We start from the raw sequence: 17,852 nt of genomic DNA on the forward strand, positions 1-17,852 counted from the left end.
ACGGAGGGACGGTCGTTCCCTCCCCCCCCCCCCCCCCCCCCCCCCCCCCCCCCCCCCCCCCCGGCCGGCGGCTCAGCGCCGGGTGGAGGCGGCGACAGTCAGCGCGGAGGACAGCAGCTCGGCGTCGAACAGGGTGGCGTCCGCGAGGCGGTTGGCGTTGGCGTACGAGTTCAACATCAGCTTCGCGGTGCGCAGGGCCGAGGGGGAACGGCGGACCAGCGGCTTGATCCACCGCGTGACGGCGCTGTCGAGCTGCTCCTCCGGGACGACCTTGTGCAGGATGGACAGCTCCTGCGCGGTCGTGGCGTCGAAGTTGTCGGCGGTCAATATCAGCTCACGGATCCTCGCCGCGCCCACCTCGTGCAGCAGCCGCGGCATGATCCCGCCCCAGGCGGGCGGCACCCCCAGCCCCAGCTCGGGCAGCCGGAAGCGGCAGGTGTCCGCGCCGACCCGCAGATCGCAGAAGACCGCCAGCCCCACTCCGGCCCCGACCACCCCGCCGTGCAGCCGCGCGATGGTCACCGCGTCGGTGCTCGCCAGGGCATCGCACACCCGGCGCGCCTTGTTGCCGAGGGCGCGCAGCCCCACTCCGGTGGGGTCCTCGGCGAGCAGAGCGGGGAACTCCGCGCGGTCACCGCCCAGACAGAAGTCCTCGCCCGCGCCGGAGAAGACCAGGACCCTGATACCGGAGTCGTCGTCCAGGGCGCCCAATACGGTGAGGAGTTCGTCGAGCATCTCCCCGCAGATGGCGTTACCTGTCTCGGCGCTGTTCAACTGCACCGTGAGGACGGGCCCTTCCTGTGTCACGAGGAGGGACTTGAAGTCGTGGATCATGGGGTTCCTTGTTTCGTTGTTCCGCTGTGCGGGAGACCGGTGCCCGCCGATGTCAGCCACGGACGACCGGAAGTGTGATCATGCGGCGGAAGGCCACCCGGGGTTCCCAGAGGGGCGGGGCGCTGATCCGCAGCCCCGGCAGCCGCTCCAGCAGCGCGGTGAGCAGGCAGTCCGCCTCCATACGGGCCAGCGCGTTGCCCAGGCAGAAGTGAATTCCCCCGCCGAAGCTGAGATGGGACGCCCCACGGCGGATGTCGAAGTCCTCCGGGGCGGCGTAGTGCTTCGGGTCGTGATGGGCGGCACCGACCATGAGCTGCACCATCTCGTTCTTGCGCACGGTCACCCCGGCGAGTTCGGTGTCCTCGGGAGCCACCCGGCTGATCATGTGGATCGGGGCGTCGTAGCGGAGCACCTCGTCGACCGCGTCCGGTATCTGCTCGGGGTGGACCCGCAGCCAGTTCAGCTGGCGGGGGTGCTCCAGGAGCAGCCGGACCGCGGTGGACAGGACATGCGCGGTCGTCTCCAGTGCCGCCAGGACCATGAACAGCGTGAGGGCGTAGACCGCCTCGTCGGCGGCTTCCCGGTCGGGCTCCTGGGCGTCCCAGACGCGCAGCCATGACGAGACCGGATCATTGCCCGGTTTTCGCCTTCGTTCCCTCACCAAGGCGGTGAAATACTCCCGCAATTGATGAGTCGATCCATCGGAGAGCGCGAGTTGACTCGGCGTCGGAAACAATTCCTGGGTGTACACCTGGTCATGGGTGAGCGAACGCAGCAGCGCATAGTCGGCGGGCGGGATTTTCAGCCATTCACCGATGGTGATGACCGGAAGTTCTTCACTCACCAGGGCGCAGAAATCGGCCGGGCCGTACGCGAGCTCCGCTTCGAAACGGTCGAGCAGCCGGCTCGTCGTCTGCTCGACCGAACTCTTCATGTCGGCCAGGGATTTACGGTCGAAAACGTTACCCAACGAGCGCCGCACCTGTGTGTGGTGCGGCGGGTTGAGCATCGGCAGCGTGTCGCCCATCTGGCGTGACGCAGAGGCGTTCCAGCGGGCCGCATCGTCCTGGCGGGCCCGCCAGGCACTGTCCGGGACCCGCCAGGATCTGCTTCGCAAAAGCTGATGGCACAGCCCGTACGAGGTCGCCAAGTAGCCTCCCCAGGGCGCCTGAACGATATCCCCCATCGCCCTGAGTTTCGCGTACAACGGCAATGAATTCGACTGGCCATCGGCCGTGCGCAGACGGGAGAAAAGCGAAACCACACTGCGTCGGTCAATGGGGGCAGCGGCCAGGGCGGGCTGCAAGGCGACACCTTCTTTCGGAAGATCACTGAATAAGTCGCCTGCCCTGCATACCCCTGCTGCCGAACGTTCATGCGACGTGCGGACATTCAAGCTGTCGTGAACATCACACCCGCCACCAGCTGAGGAATCCGCTCCACCAACTTCCCTTTTGCGGCTTGTTCTGCTGCCCCTGGTTGCGGCCATCCCCGCCCGGACCCGCCGCGCCGGGCTGCGGGCCCCGCCGCTCGCTGCGTACGGGAGTGAAGCGCGCGGGCAGCGCGTTGAGCGCCCGGTGGAACGGGCCGGGCCGCCAGGTCAGCGTCTCGGCCGGCGCGCCCAGCTCGATGTCGGGCAGCGTGTTGAGCAGCTTCTCGATCGCCCGTATGGAGATCAGCAGCGCGGGATCCTTCGCCGGGCAGGCATGCGGCCCGGCTCCCCAGGCCAGATGGGCCCGCTTGCTGAACGTCTGCCGGGTCGCGGACAAGCTGGGGTCCCCGTTGGCCGCCGCGAAGCTGACCAGCACCGGGGTTCCGGCTGCCAGCTTGTTCCCGGAGAGCTCCACCTCGTGCACCGGGTAGTGGGTCGCGTAGTTGGCGATCGGCGGGCTGTTCCACAGCACCTCGTTGATGGCGTCCTCGACGAGGAGATCGCCCCCGCCGCCGGCGAACTGCTCGTCGGACAGCAGCAGCCGCAGGGCGTTGGCGATGAGGTTCTGCACCGGCTCGGTGCCGGCCCCGATGAGCAGGGCGAGCTGATGGACCATCTCCTCGTCGGTCAGCCGCGACGGATGCTGCATCAGCCACGAGGTGATGTCCTCACCCGGCGTGACGCGCTTGAGGGCGACCAGCTCGAACAGGGCGCCCGCCATGACCTCGTTGGCCCGCTCCGCGTCGACCCCGTCGAAGAGGTTGGAGATGGCACTGATCAGCCGGTCACCGACCTCCGCCGGGCAGCCGAAGAGATCATTGAAGACCAGCAGCGGCAGCAGCTGCGCATAGTCGCTGATCAGGTCGGCCTTGCCCCGGGCACTGAACTGGTCGGTGAGGTACGCCGCGACGCGGTCGACATGCCTGCTCACCCGGTGCATGTCCAGGCGCCCGAAGCTCTCCGTCACTGCCTGACGCAGCCTCAGATGCTCCGCACCGTCCGAGAACATGCAATTCGGCCGGTACATCATCATCGGCAGCACGGGGCTGTCCAGCGGAACCCGCCCCTCGTTCAGCGCGCGCCAACGGCGGGAATCCCGCGCGAACGTGTCCGGGTTCTGCAGGACATGGAGCGCCGTGGCGTACTCCGTGACGAGTTCGGCCTCCACTCCGGGAGCCAGCTCGACGGGCGCGGTGGGTCCGTACTGCCGCAGCATGTCGTAGAAAGCTTCCGGTGCGGCGGCGAACTCCGGCCCGTGCAGCGGCGCCCTTTCGCCGCCGGCATGTGCGGGGCAGCCGGGCGGCGGGCTCTGGAATTCCGAGTGAGATTGCATGCCTGGACTCCTAGTTGAGGCGGGACTGGAGATATCGGACGAGCGCGATCAGTGAATCGGCCGAGGAACGTTGGTCCCGTGCGTCACAACTGACCACAGGCGTCTCGGGAAGCAGGTCCAGAGCCTCCCGGATCTCGTCGAGCGAGTGCGCGGGCGTCCCGTCGAAGCGGTTCACGGCGATGGCGTAGGGGATTCCGTAGTGTTCCACCAGGTCCATGACAGGGAACGACTCGTCGAGCCGCTGGGGGTCGACCAGGACCAGCGCCCCGAGCGCACCACGCGTCATGTCTTCCCACACCTGAACGAAGCGCTGCTGACCGGGCGTTCCGAACAGGTAGAGGACCAGCTTCTCGCTGAGCGTGAGCCGGCCGAAGTCCATGGCGACCGTGGTCGTCGTCTTGTCGGGCGCGCCTTTCGGATCGTCAATTCCGGCGCCTGCCTGGGTCATTATCTCTTCGGTCCGCAGCGGCGGAATCTCGGACATGGTCCCGATGAATGTCGTCTTCCCCACGGCGAAGTGTCCGACCACGAGGATCTTTGCCGCGGTCTGCACTGAATTGCGCAGGTACACGCCGTCATCCAAAGCGAGCCTGGAGCCCATTCAGCACCTCCTCTAGGATTTGCCGGTCGACAAGCTGAGCGGTTGGGATGGGCGCGCGGGAGAAGAGATATCCCTCGCGCGCGAGATCGGACACCAGAATCTTGACGACGCCCACCGGCAGCCGGGTGTGCCCGGCTATCTCGGCGATCGAGAGGAAACCCCCCGAACACAGCTCCAGCAGGCTGAGCTTCTCCGGATCGAGGGGTTTCGTGCGCGGTGGATCCGCGTGCACGGTGACCAGGGTGATCAGCGAGAAGTCACTGCCGTCAAGAAGATCGCGGCCGTTGGTGATGACGTACGGCCGTACTAATTCCGCTGCTTCGTGTTCCAGCTCCGGCTCGTCGTCAGTGGTCATGGCTGGATATCAGCCCTCTCACGAGGCGGGCTGGTCAGTGCCTTACCGAGCTGGCCCACCAGCTGTTGCATACGGAACGTGATCTCTGCCATGTCGACATCGGGCGACGCCGAAACCGCGAGATAGGCGCCTTCGCCGGCCGAGATCAGAAAGACCCAGCCATGGTCGAACTCAACGAGTGTCTGCCGCCATTGCGGCCGGTTGGCAGGCGCCCCGCCGTAGCAGAAGTCGGCGACCGTACGGCTCAGCGACTGCATTCCGCTCATGGCCGCCGCGACGGTATCGGCGTGGTCCCGGCCGACGTCCTTCGAACGGGCCATGAGCAGACCGTCCGCGGAGACGAGGATGGCATGCTGTGCTTCCGGCAATTCCAGAGCACTGTCAAGCATCCACGACAGATCGTAGTTCACTGAACCTCAGGCCCTTCACTGCTTGCATTGGTGGAACGTCGGCCGGACTGCGTGCCGCGCTGGAATGCGCCCATGACGGACGCCGCCTTTGCGCTGTCACGCACCGGGGTTTCCGTGCTCTCGGATTCGGTCGGCACGATGGAAATCGCCCCGCGGCGGCGGCGCTTCGGCAGACCGCCGGCCGTGGTCTCGGGAACCGGACGGGCACCGGCCGGCTGTCCCAGCGGCAACGGGCCGGGAGCCGGAGGACCGGCCTGCGGGTATCCGGGCACGGCCCGCGCCGGGGCGCCAGGGGCCGGGTGACCAGGGGCGTTCTCAGGCGGCAACGGAGCGGACGCGGCCACGGCAGGGCTCTCCTCGGGCTCGTGCAGAGACGTCAGTAGATCGTCGGGGAGCAGGACGACCGCGCGCACGCCACCGTAGGGAGAGGTCGAATCCACCGATACGCTGAAGCCGTAGCGGGCGGCAAGCACACCCATGACGGTGAATCCGAACTGCGGCGGGTTACCGAGGCTGGAGACACTGGCCGCATTCTCGCTCGACAGCAGCTGAGCGGCTCGTGCCTTCTCCTCCTCGTTCATACCGACACCGGCGTCGTCGACGATGATGCAGACACCCTTGGGCACCGGCCGGATATTGATCTCGATCATCGTTTCCGGTGCCGAATAGCTGGTGGCGTTGTCCAGCAGTTCGGCAAGCACCAGCGCAACCGGTTCCACCGCGCGGCTCACGATGGCGAAATTGCTCTGCGACCGGATCTCGACGCGGGTGAAGTGGCGAATACGACCCTTGGCGCTGCGGACCACATCGTAGAGCGAGGCGTTGTTCCGGCGCCGGCCGAGCCAGCCGTCACAGAGCACGGCGATGGACTGGGCCCGTCGCGCGAACTGCGAGTTCATGTGGTCGATGTCGAGCAGATCCTGAAGGATCTTGTGCTCGCCATAGGTTTCCTGGAGCTTGGAAATCGCCAGCTGCTGTTCGCTCGCCAGCCCCTGGAGGGTCCGCATGGCGGCCTTCAGGGTCGTCTTGGTTGCCTCTTCGGCCCGGTCCTTGGCCTCTTCGACGGCCTCCGTGTAGTGATCTTCAAGATTGGCGTAGTGCTGCTTGAGCTCGGCCTTTTCTTTTCGAAGATCCGCGATCTTCATTCTGCCGCGAATAACCGCGGTTGCAGCAACAGGGGTACCAGCGATCAATCCCCAGAAAGCTGGATCCTGGAAATATTGCGTCATAGGACTCTCTTCGGACGACGGAGCCACCAGGTGTCGTATGCCTGGCTGCGACGCAGAGAATCACCCACGACCCCAGACATACGTGTACGGCCGCGCAGAGTCGCCTGCCAGAAAGCCATCGAAGGGCCGGCTAATGGCATAGTTCTCCCCGGGGTGGCGGTTTTCTTAGGCCAATGCGCGGAATTTCTTCCTTGCCTTAGCAGGTGACTACCCGGTTGGCAAGTGCGATGATCTTAGCATCACAGCAACACCCGCCGTCCAACGGCGATCTGAACAGTTGCAGCATCTGAAGCAGATTCAACAAAGGCCCACTTTGGGTCCATTGGGCGTTGATGCCGGTCCTGGCGGCGCAACCGGAGCGCCCGCTTCCTGACGGACCGTTGATGCGCTGCCCCCTGCGCCGTAGCGAACGCAACGTGCAACCGGGGTCAGCAAAGGTCAGCGATGGGGCGCGTCATGGACATAGGTGATCTCGCCGCCGCGGACCCGTACGACCCGTACGGTCATGTCCCGGTCGGTGCCCTGCAGATAGTGGGTCGTGCACCGGGTCCGGGCCGCCTTGACGGCCCGCAGGTCCTTCGCGCAGCAGGAGCCCCCGTCGTGCGCCCGGCCGGGCGACGGCGCGTCACGCGGACGGTACCGGGCCCCGCATCCGCCGGCTGATCCAGTGCAGCGACTCGGCCATCCGCCGGATGTAGGTGTGCCCGCTGTGCACGCCGTCCGGTATCACGAAGAGCGTGGAGTGGACCGGCCCGCCGGTGTAGTCCTTGATGAAGCGCTTCACATCGGGCACCGCCGCCTCCCTGCTTCCCAACTCGAAGGCGAGATAGACCGGCAAGTCCTTGCGCGCGGCCAGCCGACGGGCCAGATGGCGTGGGTCGTTGGCGCGCATCTCCGCCGGGTGTCCCTGCCACAGCGGTGAATCCGGCGCGGTATCAGGGCCGTTGACGACGGCCGCCTTGAACTTCCGCGGTTCCTTGAGGACGGCCTTCAACGCGGCGAAGCCACCGGACGAGGAGCCCATGAAGGCCCAGCCGTCACGGCTGTCGTACGTACGGAAGTTGGCCCGCGCGAAGTCCGGCACGTCCTCGGTCAGCCAGGTGCCCATCTTGGGCTGCCCGGGGATGTCGCTGCCGTCGTAGTACGTCCGGCCCGGATTGAGCACCGGCATCACGACGATGAACGGCAGCGTCCGGCCCTGTCGCGACCACTTCGCGATCCGCTCCTCCAGCGCGAAGCCCTCCCCCGCCCAGTAGTTGAACGGAAAGCCGTAGGCGCCGGGCAGCGCGATCAGGACCGGGAAGCCGCTCTTGGCGTAGCGCGCCTGGTGGTACTCCGGTGGCACCCAGGCCCATATGCCGCCGGTGAAACCGGACTTGCGGCCGTGCCACGTCGTCGACACGACCCGGGTCCCGCCCCCGGTCGGACGGAAGACGGTGAAGGACGAGCGCGGTCCGCTGGGCGGCACCACCCGGGGCTGTCCGTTGCGGGCGTCCGCGGCATGGGCCGGCGGCTGCGGCATACCGGAGGCGTGGACGGTGTCCCGGCCGTCGCCGCAGCCGGCCAGCAGCCCCAGGGCCAGCACACTCACCACAGCGCGGACGCGCAGGCACTTCATCGGGACGTCTCCTTGGCTGCTCGGGCCGGCCGCGGGCAGTCACGCTGCCACCAAGCCACCGGTCGCAAGACATCACCTCAAGATCGCCCGCGGCGCCCTCGATGCCGTCCCCGGGGGGCCTGACCTGGTGGTCCGCGCGCCCGGTTCCGCGCAACGACGCACCGGCACGTCAAGTACACCGGCCGGGTTTCCCTCGTTCGATGAGGCCACGGGTTGTTTACCGGTCGGTCGGTTCTGGCAAGGTGGGTTCCCAATTCGAAGGGCGCGGCGCTGTGCCGTGGTTGGGGATGACCGATGACCGCGAGGGCCGATCGCCGGCCGCTGCCCGGCGTAGTGGGGCGGGCCGTTGAGCACGAGCTGGTGTCCGGGCTGCTGGGCAGCGCGCCGCTCGTGACGCTCACCGGAGCCGCGGGAGTGGGCAAGAGCGTGCTGGCCCGCGCCGTCCTGGAGGAGCACACCGCCCGGCACGACGGCACGGTCCTCCGCGTCGGCTGCTGGGACGGGCTGCCCGCCGGCGGGCTGACGGAGGCGCTGCTCGGGGCGGCGCGGCCGGCGGACGGCACCCACCGGGACACCACGACGGCCCTCGTCCGGCGGACCGCCCCGTCCTGCGTCGGCGAACACGGCCGGACAGGGTCGGCAAAGGCCCCAACTGGGCATGCCCCGGCGGGCGATACGGCGATCGCCGCGCTCGCCGCGCACTGCCGGCGGAATCGCGCGACCGTGCTGCTGGACGACTGCGATCCGCTGCGCGACGAATGCGCCCAGCTCGTACGCCGGCTGCTGCGGGCCGATCCCACGCTGCGCATCGTGGCGACCGCGCGCGGTGCGCTCGGACTGCCCGAGGAGCGGACCGTCGCCCTCGCACCGCTTCCGGTGACGCTGGGAGAGGGGATCGCCGGGCCGGCCGTCGAGCTGCTGGCCGCACGGGCCGGGGCCGCCACGCCGGAGCTCCTGGTCGCCGTGTGCCAGGCGCTGGAGGGCTCGCCGCTGGCGATCGCGCTGGCCGCGCAACAGCTGGACCGGATGTCGTTGCCACAGCTCGCGGCACAGGTGGGGTCGGACGGTCCGCTGTACTACTCGGGGCCGGCGGCGACCGTGCGGCACACCTCGCTCTACGCCGCGCAGGCCGCGGGTTACGCACTCTGCTCGCCCCTCGACCGACGGGTCTGGGCGCGGCTCTCGGTGCTGCCCGGCGACTTCGATCCCTGGCTCGCCGGTTGTGTCTGCACCAGCTGTGACGTTCCTGCGGCCGCGGTCGAGGGCGCGCTGGAACGACTGCGCACCGCCTCGGTCGTGGAGCGCGTACGGGACGCCGGGGGCACACAGGAGGACACCGGGGCGGCGCTGCCGCCGCGCTACCGACTCTCCCGCGCCGCCCGCGACTTCGGGCGGACGCAGCTGCGTGAGGCGGGCGAGGAGGCCGCGGCGCTGCGACGGTTCCGGCAGGCCTGCGCGGCGCTCGCGGCCGAGGCCCAGATCGCCTGGCAGGGCCCCCATCAGCAGATCGCCGTACGTCTGGTGGAGGACGAACAGGCCAATCTCGACGCGGCGCTGACCCGGCCCCCGCAGGACGCGGAGGATGCGCTCGGCGCGCTGGAGATCGCGGTATCGCTGTGGTTCCACTGGGCGGCCTGCGGCTTCCGCCGCGAGGGGCGGGCGCATCTGGACCGGCTGCTGCTGCTCTCCCGGGACGACACCGCGCTGCGGGCCCGCGCGCTGTGGCTGGCCGGGTACCTCGCGGCGCAGGAGCACGCGCCCGGCGCCGCGGAGGCGCTGCTCGACGAGGCGTGGACGGCGGCCGTGATGCATGCGGACTCCGACGGGCTGGCCCGTATCGCGCATGCGCACGGCGTACTGGCGCTGCACCGGGGGAACACCGAGGCGGCGGTGGCCTGTCTGGAGGAGGCGGCCCGGCACCGTTCCCGGGACCCGTGGTTCGGCCCGGGGCCCGCCCACAGCTGGGCGCTGCTCGCCGTGGCCCTGTCGTCGACCGACCCGGAGCGGGCCCGGGACGCGGCCCGTCGCGCCTGGGAGAACCGGCACTCGGACGGCGATTTCTGGCTGTACTCCACGGTCCTGTATGCCTGTGCGGCGACCGAGCGTGCCCATGGGGAGCCGGCCGCGGCGCTGCGGGCCTGCCATGCGGCGCTGGCAGCCACAAAGCTCATCGGTGACCCGCTGTTCATCGCCGGGGCCCGCGATCTGCTGGCCGGTCTGCGGCGTGAGGTGCGCGACGGGGAGCCGCCGCCGGACCCTGACGAGGAGGCACCGTGGTGGCGGCCCGGCGGGCCGGACGTACCGCCGCAGCCGTTCTTCTCGCGGCTGCGGACGGGGGCCATGAAGGGCGGGGCGGCCGGTGGCCGCCCGGAAGGCGGACACGGTGGGTGACGGGCCGGTCGCATTCGGGATGCGGGGGCGCCGTGCCGGTCGCATGCTGGGGCGTATGAAGCGTGCCCCCGTGATCGTGCATCCGCCCTGCACAGGCGGTCGCCGTGTGACGCTCTACGGACAGGATCTGGGCCGGGCGCTGCGCCCCGGTGACGTGGCCGCGATCCTGCGCCGGGCCGGTTTCTGCGCCGCCACCTTCGTCTGGGACGACACCGGCGTCTTCGAATGGCGCGACGGCGGACCCGACGTCTGGATGATGCCCTGACGCGATGCCCGTCCGTGACGGACCGAACGGGCGTCGCCTGTAGGTGAGTTGCCGTGCTCGGGCGTTCAACTACCGGTGTTCACCAGCAGTTGAACGCCACGGGCCGGGCCGCGGGAAGCGGCCGCGCGGTCAGTCGACCGTCGCCGGGACCGGGCTCTCGGCGGCCTCGCGGGCGGCGGCCGCCTTCTTCGCCCGGTGCTTCATCAGGAGGAAGGAGCCGAGGCCGAACAGCAGGGCGGCGACCAGCCCGAGCCAGGAGAAGCGCTTGAGCCACTCCTCGGCGACGACACCCACGCTGTAGATCAGCGCGGTCGTACCGCCGGCCCAGACGATGCCGCCCAGGACGTTGGCGATCAGGAACTTCCAGTACGGCATCTTGAGGACACCGGCGAGCGGGCCGGCGAAGATGCGCAGCAGCGCGATGAAACGGCCGAAGAAGACCGCCCACATACCCCACTTGTCGAACTTCGCCTCGGCCATCGCGACATGGTCGGGGCCGAAGTGCTTGGGGAACTTGCGGCCGGCCCACTGCAACAGGGGCTGGCCCCCCTTGCGTCCGATCAGATACCCGATGGAGTCACCGATGATCGCGCCACCGGTCGCACAGGCGCCCAGCACGTACGGATTGATGTGGTCCTGGGTCGCCGCGAGGATCGACGCGCTGACGAGGACGATCTCGCCGGGCAGCGGAATGCCCAGGCTCTCCAGACCGATGACCACCCCCACCAGGAGGTAGACGCTCACGGCCGGCACCGACTCGAGCCACTCCTGGATGTGCAACGCCGATTCCTCCGCTGGTGTAGGGCCCCGTGGGCCGTGGCCCGACGTCCGTGACACCGTGCCGATCAGTCCCCTGGCGCACGTCAGCGCGCCCCGGGAAGCGTACTCGATCGGGCTGCCCGGGGACCGAATCCACGTGCGCTACGCAACATCTGGCGCCCGGACACGACGACGGCCCGCCGCGTGGTGCACGGCGGGCCGCGAGAGCCCGGTGGAGAGGCGGCTCACTTATTGGGGCGCAGGGTCCACACGATGCTCATCTCGCCGGTCACCGCGCCGTCCTCGCGGGTGATGGCGATGTTCACCGGGAATTCCGGGCGCTCTCCGGCGTCGAGCTCGGCGACGACCTCGGCCACCGGCCGGCCCAGCTCCGCGGTGGCCGTGACGGGCCCCATGGCGAGCTTCTTGTAGCCGATCTCGGCGCGCACCGCGAGCGGCACCGCGCGGCCGAGCTGGTCACCGAAGGCCGCCATCACGATGGCACCGCTCGCCGACTCGGCGAGGGTGAACATCGCGCCGGCGTGCGGGCCGCCGACATGGTTGTGGAAGTCGGGCTGGTCGGGCATGCGGACCACGGCGCGCTCAGCGGTGGTCTCGGTGAACTCGAGGTTCAGGGTGCGGGCCATCGGCACGGATGCCGCCATCATTGCGCCGATCGACGGCAGGGTCTCGGAGGACATGCGGTCATGTTACCTAGCGGTAGCTTAGGTGTGAAGAGGCGGCCGCTTCATGGGGCGGCTCTTCACCGGACGCCCGGTCATCACCCGGTGCTGCCCGTGCCCCGCCCGCCTTATCGTTGACGCTCATGTGGCCAGGACAGCGACACAGCGGAGACGGACGGGTGAGGTGCCCGGCACACCCCGTGCACCGACCGGACGAATCCAGCCGGAAGCGGTCCGCCACACCTTCCCGGCCGGTGCAGCCGTGGTGAAGACCGTCCCCCCGTGGGCGGGGCGCAACTATCTGCTGCTCACCGGCGCCACGGTGATCGCGAACCTCGGCAGCTCCGGCGCGCTGATCGCGACCGCCTTCGCGGTGCTCGCCGCCGGCGGCTCCGGCACCGATGTCGGCCTGGTCGCCGCCGCACGGACGGTTCCGCTGCTCTGCTTCCTGCTGATCGGCGGCGCGGTCGCCGACCGGTTCCCCCGGCATCGCGTCATGGTCGCCGCGAACGTCCTCAGCTGTCTCTCCCAGGGGCTGTTCGCGCTGCTCGTACTCGCCGGGGAGCCGCGGCTGTGGCAGATGGCGCTGCTGGCCGCGCTCGGCGGTACCGGGCAGGCGTTCTTCGCGCCGGCCTCCGAGGGCATGGTGCTGGCCAGCGTCTCCGGTGATCAGGCCGGGCGCGCCTTCGCCGTGTTCCGCATGGGCATGAACGGCGCGAACATCGGCGGTGCGGCCCTGGGCGGCGCGCTGGTCGCCGCGGTCGGGCCCGGCTGGGTGCTGGCCGTCGACTCGGCCGCCTTCGCGCTCGCGGCGGCGTTGCGCGCGTTCCTCGACGTCAGCGGGGTCCCCGAGCGGGCCCGCGGCGGCGGAATGCTGCACGATCTGCGGGACGGCTGGCGCGAGGTCGCCTCCCGGCCCTGGCTGTGGGCGGTCGTGGTGCAGTTCTCCCTCGTCAACGCGGTGGTGTCGGCCGCCGAGGCGGTCTACGGGCCCCTGGTCGCCGAGCAGCATCTGGGTGGCCCCGGCCCCTGGGGGCTGGCGCTGGCCGCGTTCGGGGTGGGCACCGTGGGCGGCGCCCTGCTGATGGCCCGGGTGCGACCGCGCCGGATGCTGCTGACCGGTGCGCTGTGCGTCTTCCCGCTCGCCCTCCCGTCCGCCGCGCTCGCCGTCCCGCTGCCCGCGGCCGGACTCACCACGGTCATGTTCGTCACCGGGATCGCGATCGAGGTCTTCGCGGTGACGTGGATGACGGCGCTGCACCAGGAGATCCCCGAGGAGAAGTTCTCCCGGGTCTCGTCCTACGACTGGCTCGGGTCCCTGGCCCTGGTCCCACTGGCCACCGCACTGGCCGGCCCCGTCCAGGACGCCATCGGCCGGCGGGCCGCGCTGTGGGGCTGTTCCGCGCTGATCGTGCTGCTGACGGCGGCGGTGCTGTGCGTACCGGATATCCGGCGTCTGACGCGGCGTACGACGGCGGAGCCGGCCGCCGGGGTGCCGGCCGCCCGCGCGGCCGGGGCGACGGAACCCGACACCGCGGCGGCGGAGTAGCCGGTCACGGCGGCGCCGCGCCGTGGCCGGCCGCGGTCAGCCCACGCTGAACGCGCCGTCCGGCGGCACCGGGGACGCCACCGCCTCGGCATCGCGTACGGGAGCCGCGTCCGCGATCAGCCGCCGCAGCGCCGCGCCGTGCTCGACCCGGGCCGGGAAGGCGTCACCGGCCGTCCGCCGGGCCAGGCCGGCGACGGGGAGCGGCTCCCGCGAGGCGAGCAGCACGGCATTGCCGAACCGGCGGCCGCGCAGCACCGAGGGCTCGGCGATCAGGGCGAGATGCTCGAAGACCGTGGCGAAATTGGCGAGTTGGCCGCGCAGAAAGGCGAACGGCGCGCTGTCCGCGAGGTTCGCCGCATAGCAGCCGTCCGGACGCAGCACCCGCGCGGCGGCCCGTGCGTACTCGACCGAGGTGAGCTGGGCCGGCACCCGCGACCCGCCGAAGACATCCGCCACGATGACATCGGCGCTGTCCTCCGGCGCGGCCTCCAGCGCCGTGCGGGCGTCCTCGGCATGCACGGTGATCCCGCAGTCGCCGGGCAGCGGCAGATGCTCCGTGACCAGGGCGAGCAGCCCGCGGTCGGCTTCGACGACGTCCTGCCGGGAGTGCGGACGGGTGGCGGCGAGATAGCGCGGCAGGGTCAGCGCCCCGCCGCCCAGATGCAGCACGTCGAGCGGCTGCCCCGGCGCGGCCGCCTCGTCCAGGACGTAGGCCAGCCGGCGCACATACTCGAATTCCAGATGGGCGGGCGCGTCGAGGTCCACGTACGACTGCGGTGCGCCGTCCACGGTCAGCAGCCAGGCGCGGGGCCGGTCGACGTCCGGCAGCAGCTTGGCGGTGCCGCAGTCCACGGTCCTGGTGACGGGTATCGGCTCGGGTGCTTCGTCCACCGTCCCATTGTGCCGGTGCGGGTGGGGCGCCCCGGCCACGGTCGCCCCCGGTACCTGCCGGTCAGTCCGACCAGACCCGCCGGATCTCCGCCAGATGCGCGGCGGCCTGCCGGCGCCCCGCACGGGCCGCGTCCGCGCGCTTGGCCGGGTCGAGGACGTTACGGCCGAACGCCGACCTCGCCACCCGGTCCGGGGTGATCACACACACCCCGGCGCCGCCGCGCGCCAGTCGCGCGCCCTGCGCCCGCGGTCCGGCGATCGGCCCGCCGGAGGCCGCCATCGGCGCGACGACCACCACCCGGTCGTATCCGGCGGCCAGATCGGCGTTGGCGCTGGAGTGCACCCCGCCGTCGATCCAGCGGGTGCCGTCGATGGTGACCGGCGGATAGATACCGGGGACCGCGCAGCTCGCGCCCACCGCGTCGAGCAGCCGCACCCCGCTCGTGACGTCGAACGCGGTCCGCTCCCCCGTCGCCGCCTCCACCGCCGTGATCACCAGCCGGCGGGCCGGCCAGTCGGTCATCCCCAGGGTGCGGGCGATCACCGCGCGCTGTTCCTCCTCGGGGACGGTACGGGCCGCGAGCGCCAGCTTTCCCATGCGGACGCCGAAGGAGACCGTGTCACGGGAGCGCAGCGCGATGGCCGCGAACCGGGCCAGGGCGGCCGGGCCCATACGGGCGGCCGAGCGGGCCTCCGGTACGGCGAGCTGGCGTTCGTACATCTCCTCCAGGGACAGCTGCCGGGAGGTGAGATGGGCGCCGACGATCGAGCCGGCGGAGGTGCCGATGACGACATCGGCCCCGGTGAGGTCGACGCCCGCCTCGGCGAGTCCGGCCAGCATCCCGATCTCCCAGCCGATCCCGGTGAGCCCGCCGCCGCCCAGGACCAGTGCCGTACCCGCCATGGGTCTCCCTCGCGCCTTCCGGCCGACCGGCCGCACCCGTACGGCGCGGCCGGATCACCCTCGTCATCCGTGGCGAGCAGTCTCGCACCCCGCCTGCCCACGGGACAGTGGGCGGCTGCGCCCGGCACCGAGAGGCGCCGGGCGGAGCCTGATGACCTGCGGTGTCTCACTCCTCGACGGTGCGTACGGTGCCCGCTCCGACGGTCCGGCCGCCTTCACGGATGGCGAAGCCCAGGCCCCGCTCCAGCGGCACCTCGCGGCCGAGTTCCACCGACACCGTCACCGTCTCGCCGGGCCGGGCGATGCCCCGCTCGCCGAGGTCGAGGTCGCCGACCACGTCCGCGGTACGGATGTAGAACTGCGGCCGGTAGCCGGTGGAGAGCGGCGTCCGGCGGCCGCCCTCCTCGGTGGAGAGCACATACACCTCGGCGGTGAAACGGCGCCGGGGTGTGACGCTGCCGGGCGCGGCGACCACATGCCCGCGGCGCACCTGGTCACGGTGGAGACCGCGCAGCAGCAGCGCGACATTGTCGCCCGCCTCCGCGGACTCCATGGGCTTGCCGAACGTCTCCAGCCCGGTGACCGTCGTCTCGGTCTCCGCGCCGAGCACCGCGACCCGGTCGCCGATCCGCACCGTGCCGCGCTCGACGGCTCCGGTGACGACCGTGCCGCGCCCGGTGATGGTCAGCACGTTCTCCACCGGCAGCAGGAACGGCGCGTCGACATACCGCTCGGGCATCGGGACATAGGTGTCCACGGCGTCCAGCAGCGCCTCGATCGCCTGCGTCCAGCGCGGGTCGCCCTCCAGCGCGCGCAGCCCCGAGACGCGTACGACGGGCACATGCTCCCCGTCGTAGCCGTGGCCGCTCAGCAGTTCACGCACCTCCAGCTCCACCAGGTCGGTGAGCTCCGGGTCACCGGCGTCGGCCTTGTTGAGGGCCACGACGATGTGCCGGACGCCCACCTGCTTGGCGAGCAGTACGTGCTCGGCGGTCTGCGGCATGATCCCGTCGAGCGCGGAGACGACCAGGATCGCGCCGTCGAGCTGCGCCGCGCCGGTCACCATGTTCTTGATGAAGTCGGCATGGCCGGGCATGTCGACATGCGCGTAGTGCCGGGTGCCGGTCTCGTACTCGACGTGCGAGATGTTGATGGTGATGCCACGGGCGGCCTCCTCCGGGGCCCGGTCGATACGGTCGAACGGCACGAACGTCCCGCTCCCCCGGTCGCTGAGGACCCTGGTGATGGCCGCGGTCAGCGTGGTCTTGCCGTGGTCGACATGGCCCATGGTGCCGATGTTCAGGTGCGGCTTGGTGCGCACATATGCCGTCTTGGGCATGGTGTTCTTCCTCGCAACAGTGCGGTGAGAACGGCGACTTGGCGCCGTGGGGACCCCTGAGACCGGCCGACCCTCCCCCTGCGGGGTCCGCCGGACGATCCGGAGAGGGTCAGCTTCGTGCGCCGTCGGTCGCTGCGGCGGCCGGGACGGCGGCTGCCGCGACGGCGGTGGCCGCTGCCACCGCATCGGCACCCGCGGGTGCGAAGTCCGCTGCGGCGAGGGCCGCGAGAAGATCGACGGCAGCCTTCGGCGCGTCCGCGACTGCGGACGGGAGCGCGAGGAAGGCGTGCCGGAACATGCGTCATATGGTGCCGGTCGGCCGCCCCGGCGTCGAACGATTAATCCGGGCCCGGTGACGGCTCCCGGGCGCCCCGGTCGGTTACGCTCCCGGGATGTTCCCGCCCGCCGCAACGCCCGACGGCCTCGCCGCGCGCTGCACGCGTGTGCTGTTCTCCCCCTGGGCCCGGCTGGGGCTGCTGCTGGCCCTGCTGGCCTGCGCCGCCACCACCATGCTGCTCTGGCAGCCGCAGCACCTCCTGACGGGTGGCTGGCCCGGCCGGCTGTCCGGCCCGACCGCTCTCCTGCTCTTCGCGCTGGTCTACGGCGGCTGCACCACCGCCTTCGTGCCGCGCCCGGTCCTCAACCTCGCGGCGGGCGCCCTCTTCGGCGGCCAGGCCGGCCTGGCCGCCGCCCTCGCCGGGACGGTGCTGGGCGCCGGGCTGGCCTTCGGGCTCGGCCGGCTCCTCGGCCAGGACGCCCTGCGTCCGTTGCTGCGCGCCCGCTGGCTGACCGCTGCCGACCGGCAGTTGAGCGAGCACGGCCTGCGCTCGATGCTGGCCCTCCGGCTCTTCCCCGGCCTGCCGTTCTGCGCCACGAACTACTGCGCCGCGGTGTCCCGGATGCGCTGGTTCCCCTTCCTGCTCGCGACGGCCCTCGGCAGCATCCCGAACACCGCGGCGTACACCGTCGCCGGTGCCCGGGCCGCGACGCCCACCTCGCCGGTCTTTCTCCTCGCCCTGGGCTTCATCGCCGTCAGCGGTCTGGGCGCGCTGGCGGTGGCGTGGCGCAAACGGAAGGCACTGCGCGGGCGCTGAACACGGCAGGGCAGGAGACGCATGTCACCTCCGCCGCCGCGGGGCGGGTACGGCAGTCCAGGACCCTTTGGACGGCCGGACATCTTCGGACGTTACGCTGCCCGGGTCGGCGGTGATCCGCATCCGCCGCCACTGTCCGCTTTCTCCCGTCTCGCGCAGGTCAGC

General features: G+C 70.8%; 18 protein-coding genes. 4 read left to right on the top strand and 14 right to left on the bottom strand.

Annotated elements, in window-relative coordinates:
- Window positions 1–72: 72 nt before the first annotated feature.
- The 8 genes from ACZ4XD_RS04200 to ACZ4XD_RS04235 all read right to left on the bottom strand — a co-directional run bounded on the left by ACZ4XD_RS04200 (window position 73) and on the right by ACZ4XD_RS04235 (window position 7,812).
- On the bottom strand, window positions 73–834 hold the full coding sequence (locus ACZ4XD_RS04200) for an enoyl-CoA hydratase/isomerase family protein (RefSeq protein ID WP_468038005.1): 762 nt from the start codon (window positions 832–834) through the stop codon (window positions 73–75).
- Between the two features lie 52 nt (window positions 835–886).
- Window positions 887–2,020: a cytochrome P450 gene (locus tag ACZ4XD_RS04205; protein ID WP_468038007.1), complete on the bottom strand. Its 1,134-nt coding sequence runs from the start codon at window positions 2,018–2,020 to the stop codon at window positions 887–889.
- Between the two features lie 223 nt (window positions 2,021–2,243).
- Complete coding sequence (locus ACZ4XD_RS04210) at window positions 2,244–3,599, bottom strand: cytochrome P450 (RefSeq protein ID WP_468038009.1); 1,356 nt, start codon at window positions 3,597–3,599, stop codon at window positions 2,244–2,246.
- A gap of 10 nt (window positions 3,600–3,609) precedes the next feature.
- Window positions 3,610–4,200 carry a GTP-binding protein gene (locus ACZ4XD_RS04215; protein ID WP_042158150.1) on the bottom strand — a complete coding sequence of 197 codons (591 nt, stop codon included), beginning with the start codon at window positions 4,198–4,200 and terminating at the stop codon, window positions 3,610–3,612.
- Window positions 4,175–4,555 (bottom strand): DUF742 domain-containing protein, encoded by a 381-nt coding sequence (locus ACZ4XD_RS04220; protein ID WP_042158149.1) that lies wholly within the window; start codon window positions 4,553–4,555, stop codon window positions 4,175–4,177. Before ACZ4XD_RS04220 ends, ACZ4XD_RS04215 begins: the two co-directional genes overlap by 26 nt.
- Complete coding sequence (locus ACZ4XD_RS04225; protein ID WP_468038012.1) at window positions 4,552–4,965, bottom strand: roadblock/LC7 domain-containing protein; 414 nt, start codon at window positions 4,963–4,965, stop codon at window positions 4,552–4,554. Before ACZ4XD_RS04225 ends, ACZ4XD_RS04220 begins: the two co-directional genes overlap by 4 nt.
- Complete coding sequence (locus ACZ4XD_RS04230; RefSeq protein WP_468038014.1) at window positions 4,962–6,194, bottom strand: ATP-binding protein; 1,233 nt, start codon at window positions 6,192–6,194, stop codon at window positions 4,962–4,964. Before ACZ4XD_RS04230 ends, ACZ4XD_RS04225 begins: the two co-directional genes overlap by 4 nt.
- Window positions 6,195–6,819: 625 nt before the next feature.
- Window positions 6,820–7,812 carry an alpha/beta hydrolase gene (locus tag ACZ4XD_RS04235; RefSeq protein WP_468038016.1) on the bottom strand — a complete coding sequence of 331 codons (993 nt, stop codon included), beginning with the start codon at window positions 7,810–7,812 and terminating at the stop codon, window positions 6,820–6,822.
- 294 nt (window positions 7,813–8,106) lie between these two features.
- Between ACZ4XD_RS04235 and ACZ4XD_RS04240 the strand changes: the two genes are divergently transcribed.
- Complete coding sequence (locus ACZ4XD_RS04240) at window positions 8,107–10,203, top strand: ATP-binding protein (protein ID WP_468038018.1); 2,097 nt, start codon at window positions 8,107–8,109, stop codon at window positions 10,201–10,203.
- 55 nt (window positions 10,204–10,258) lie between these two features.
- Window positions 10,259–10,468 (top strand): hypothetical protein, encoded by a 210-nt coding sequence (locus ACZ4XD_RS04245; protein ID WP_468038020.1) that lies wholly within the window; start codon window positions 10,259–10,261, stop codon window positions 10,466–10,468.
- Window positions 10,469–10,597: 129 nt separating this feature from the next.
- On the opposite strand, the gene ACZ4XD_RS04250 is transcribed toward ACZ4XD_RS04245, so the two are convergent.
- Both ACZ4XD_RS04250 and ACZ4XD_RS04255 read right to left on the bottom strand, forming a co-directional pair.
- Entirely contained in the window at window positions 10,598–11,248 is a 651-nt protein-coding gene (locus tag ACZ4XD_RS04250; RefSeq protein ID WP_468038022.1) for a DedA family protein, read from the bottom strand.
- Between the two features lie 224 nt (window positions 11,249–11,472).
- Entirely contained in the window at window positions 11,473–11,928 is a 456-nt protein-coding gene (locus tag ACZ4XD_RS04255; protein ID WP_468038024.1) for a DUF4442 domain-containing protein, read from the bottom strand.
- 244 nt (window positions 11,929–12,172) lie between these two features.
- On the opposite strand from ACZ4XD_RS04255, the gene ACZ4XD_RS04260 reads away from it, so the two are divergent.
- Window positions 12,173–13,459, top strand: a complete 1,287-nt coding sequence (locus ACZ4XD_RS04260; protein ID WP_468038026.1) for an MFS transporter — start codon at window positions 12,173–12,175, stop codon at window positions 13,457–13,459.
- A 36-nt stretch (window positions 13,460–13,495) separates the two neighbouring features.
- Here ACZ4XD_RS04260 and ACZ4XD_RS04265 read toward each other — a convergent pair whose 3' ends face one another.
- The 4 genes from ACZ4XD_RS04265 to ACZ4XD_RS04280 all read right to left on the bottom strand — a co-directional run bounded on the left by ACZ4XD_RS04265 (window position 13,496) and on the right by ACZ4XD_RS04280 (window position 16,891).
- A complete protein-coding gene (locus tag ACZ4XD_RS04265; protein WP_468038028.1) occupies window positions 13,496–14,350 on the bottom strand; it encodes a spermidine synthase in 855 nt (284 codons plus the stop codon).
- 61 nt (window positions 14,351–14,411) lie between these two features.
- The gene (locus ACZ4XD_RS04270) at window positions 14,412–15,254 is read right to left on the bottom strand and encodes a patatin-like phospholipase family protein (RefSeq protein WP_468038030.1); all 843 of its coding nucleotides are present in this window, start codon (window positions 15,252–15,254) and stop codon (window positions 14,412–14,414) included.
- A gap of 166 nt (window positions 15,255–15,420) precedes the next feature.
- A complete protein-coding gene (tuf, locus tag ACZ4XD_RS04275) occupies window positions 15,421–16,593 on the bottom strand; it encodes an elongation factor Tu (protein ID WP_468038032.1) in 1,173 nt (390 codons plus the stop codon).
- A 109-nt stretch (window positions 16,594–16,702) separates the two neighbouring features.
- The gene (locus ACZ4XD_RS04280) at window positions 16,703–16,891 is read right to left on the bottom strand and encodes a hypothetical protein (RefSeq protein ID WP_468038034.1); all 189 of its coding nucleotides are present in this window, start codon (window positions 16,889–16,891) and stop codon (window positions 16,703–16,705) included.
- A 94-nt stretch (window positions 16,892–16,985) separates the two neighbouring features.
- Here ACZ4XD_RS04280 and ACZ4XD_RS04285 point away from each other — a divergent pair, with 94 nt between their 5' ends.
- The gene (locus ACZ4XD_RS04285; protein WP_468038036.1) at window positions 16,986–17,687 is read left to right on the top strand and encodes a TVP38/TMEM64 family protein; all 702 of its coding nucleotides are present in this window, start codon (window positions 16,986–16,988) and stop codon (window positions 17,685–17,687) included.
- The last annotated feature ends 165 nt before the right edge of the window (window positions 17,688–17,852 follow it).

This window comes from Streptomyces sp. NPDC029466, from assembly GCF_055574515.1.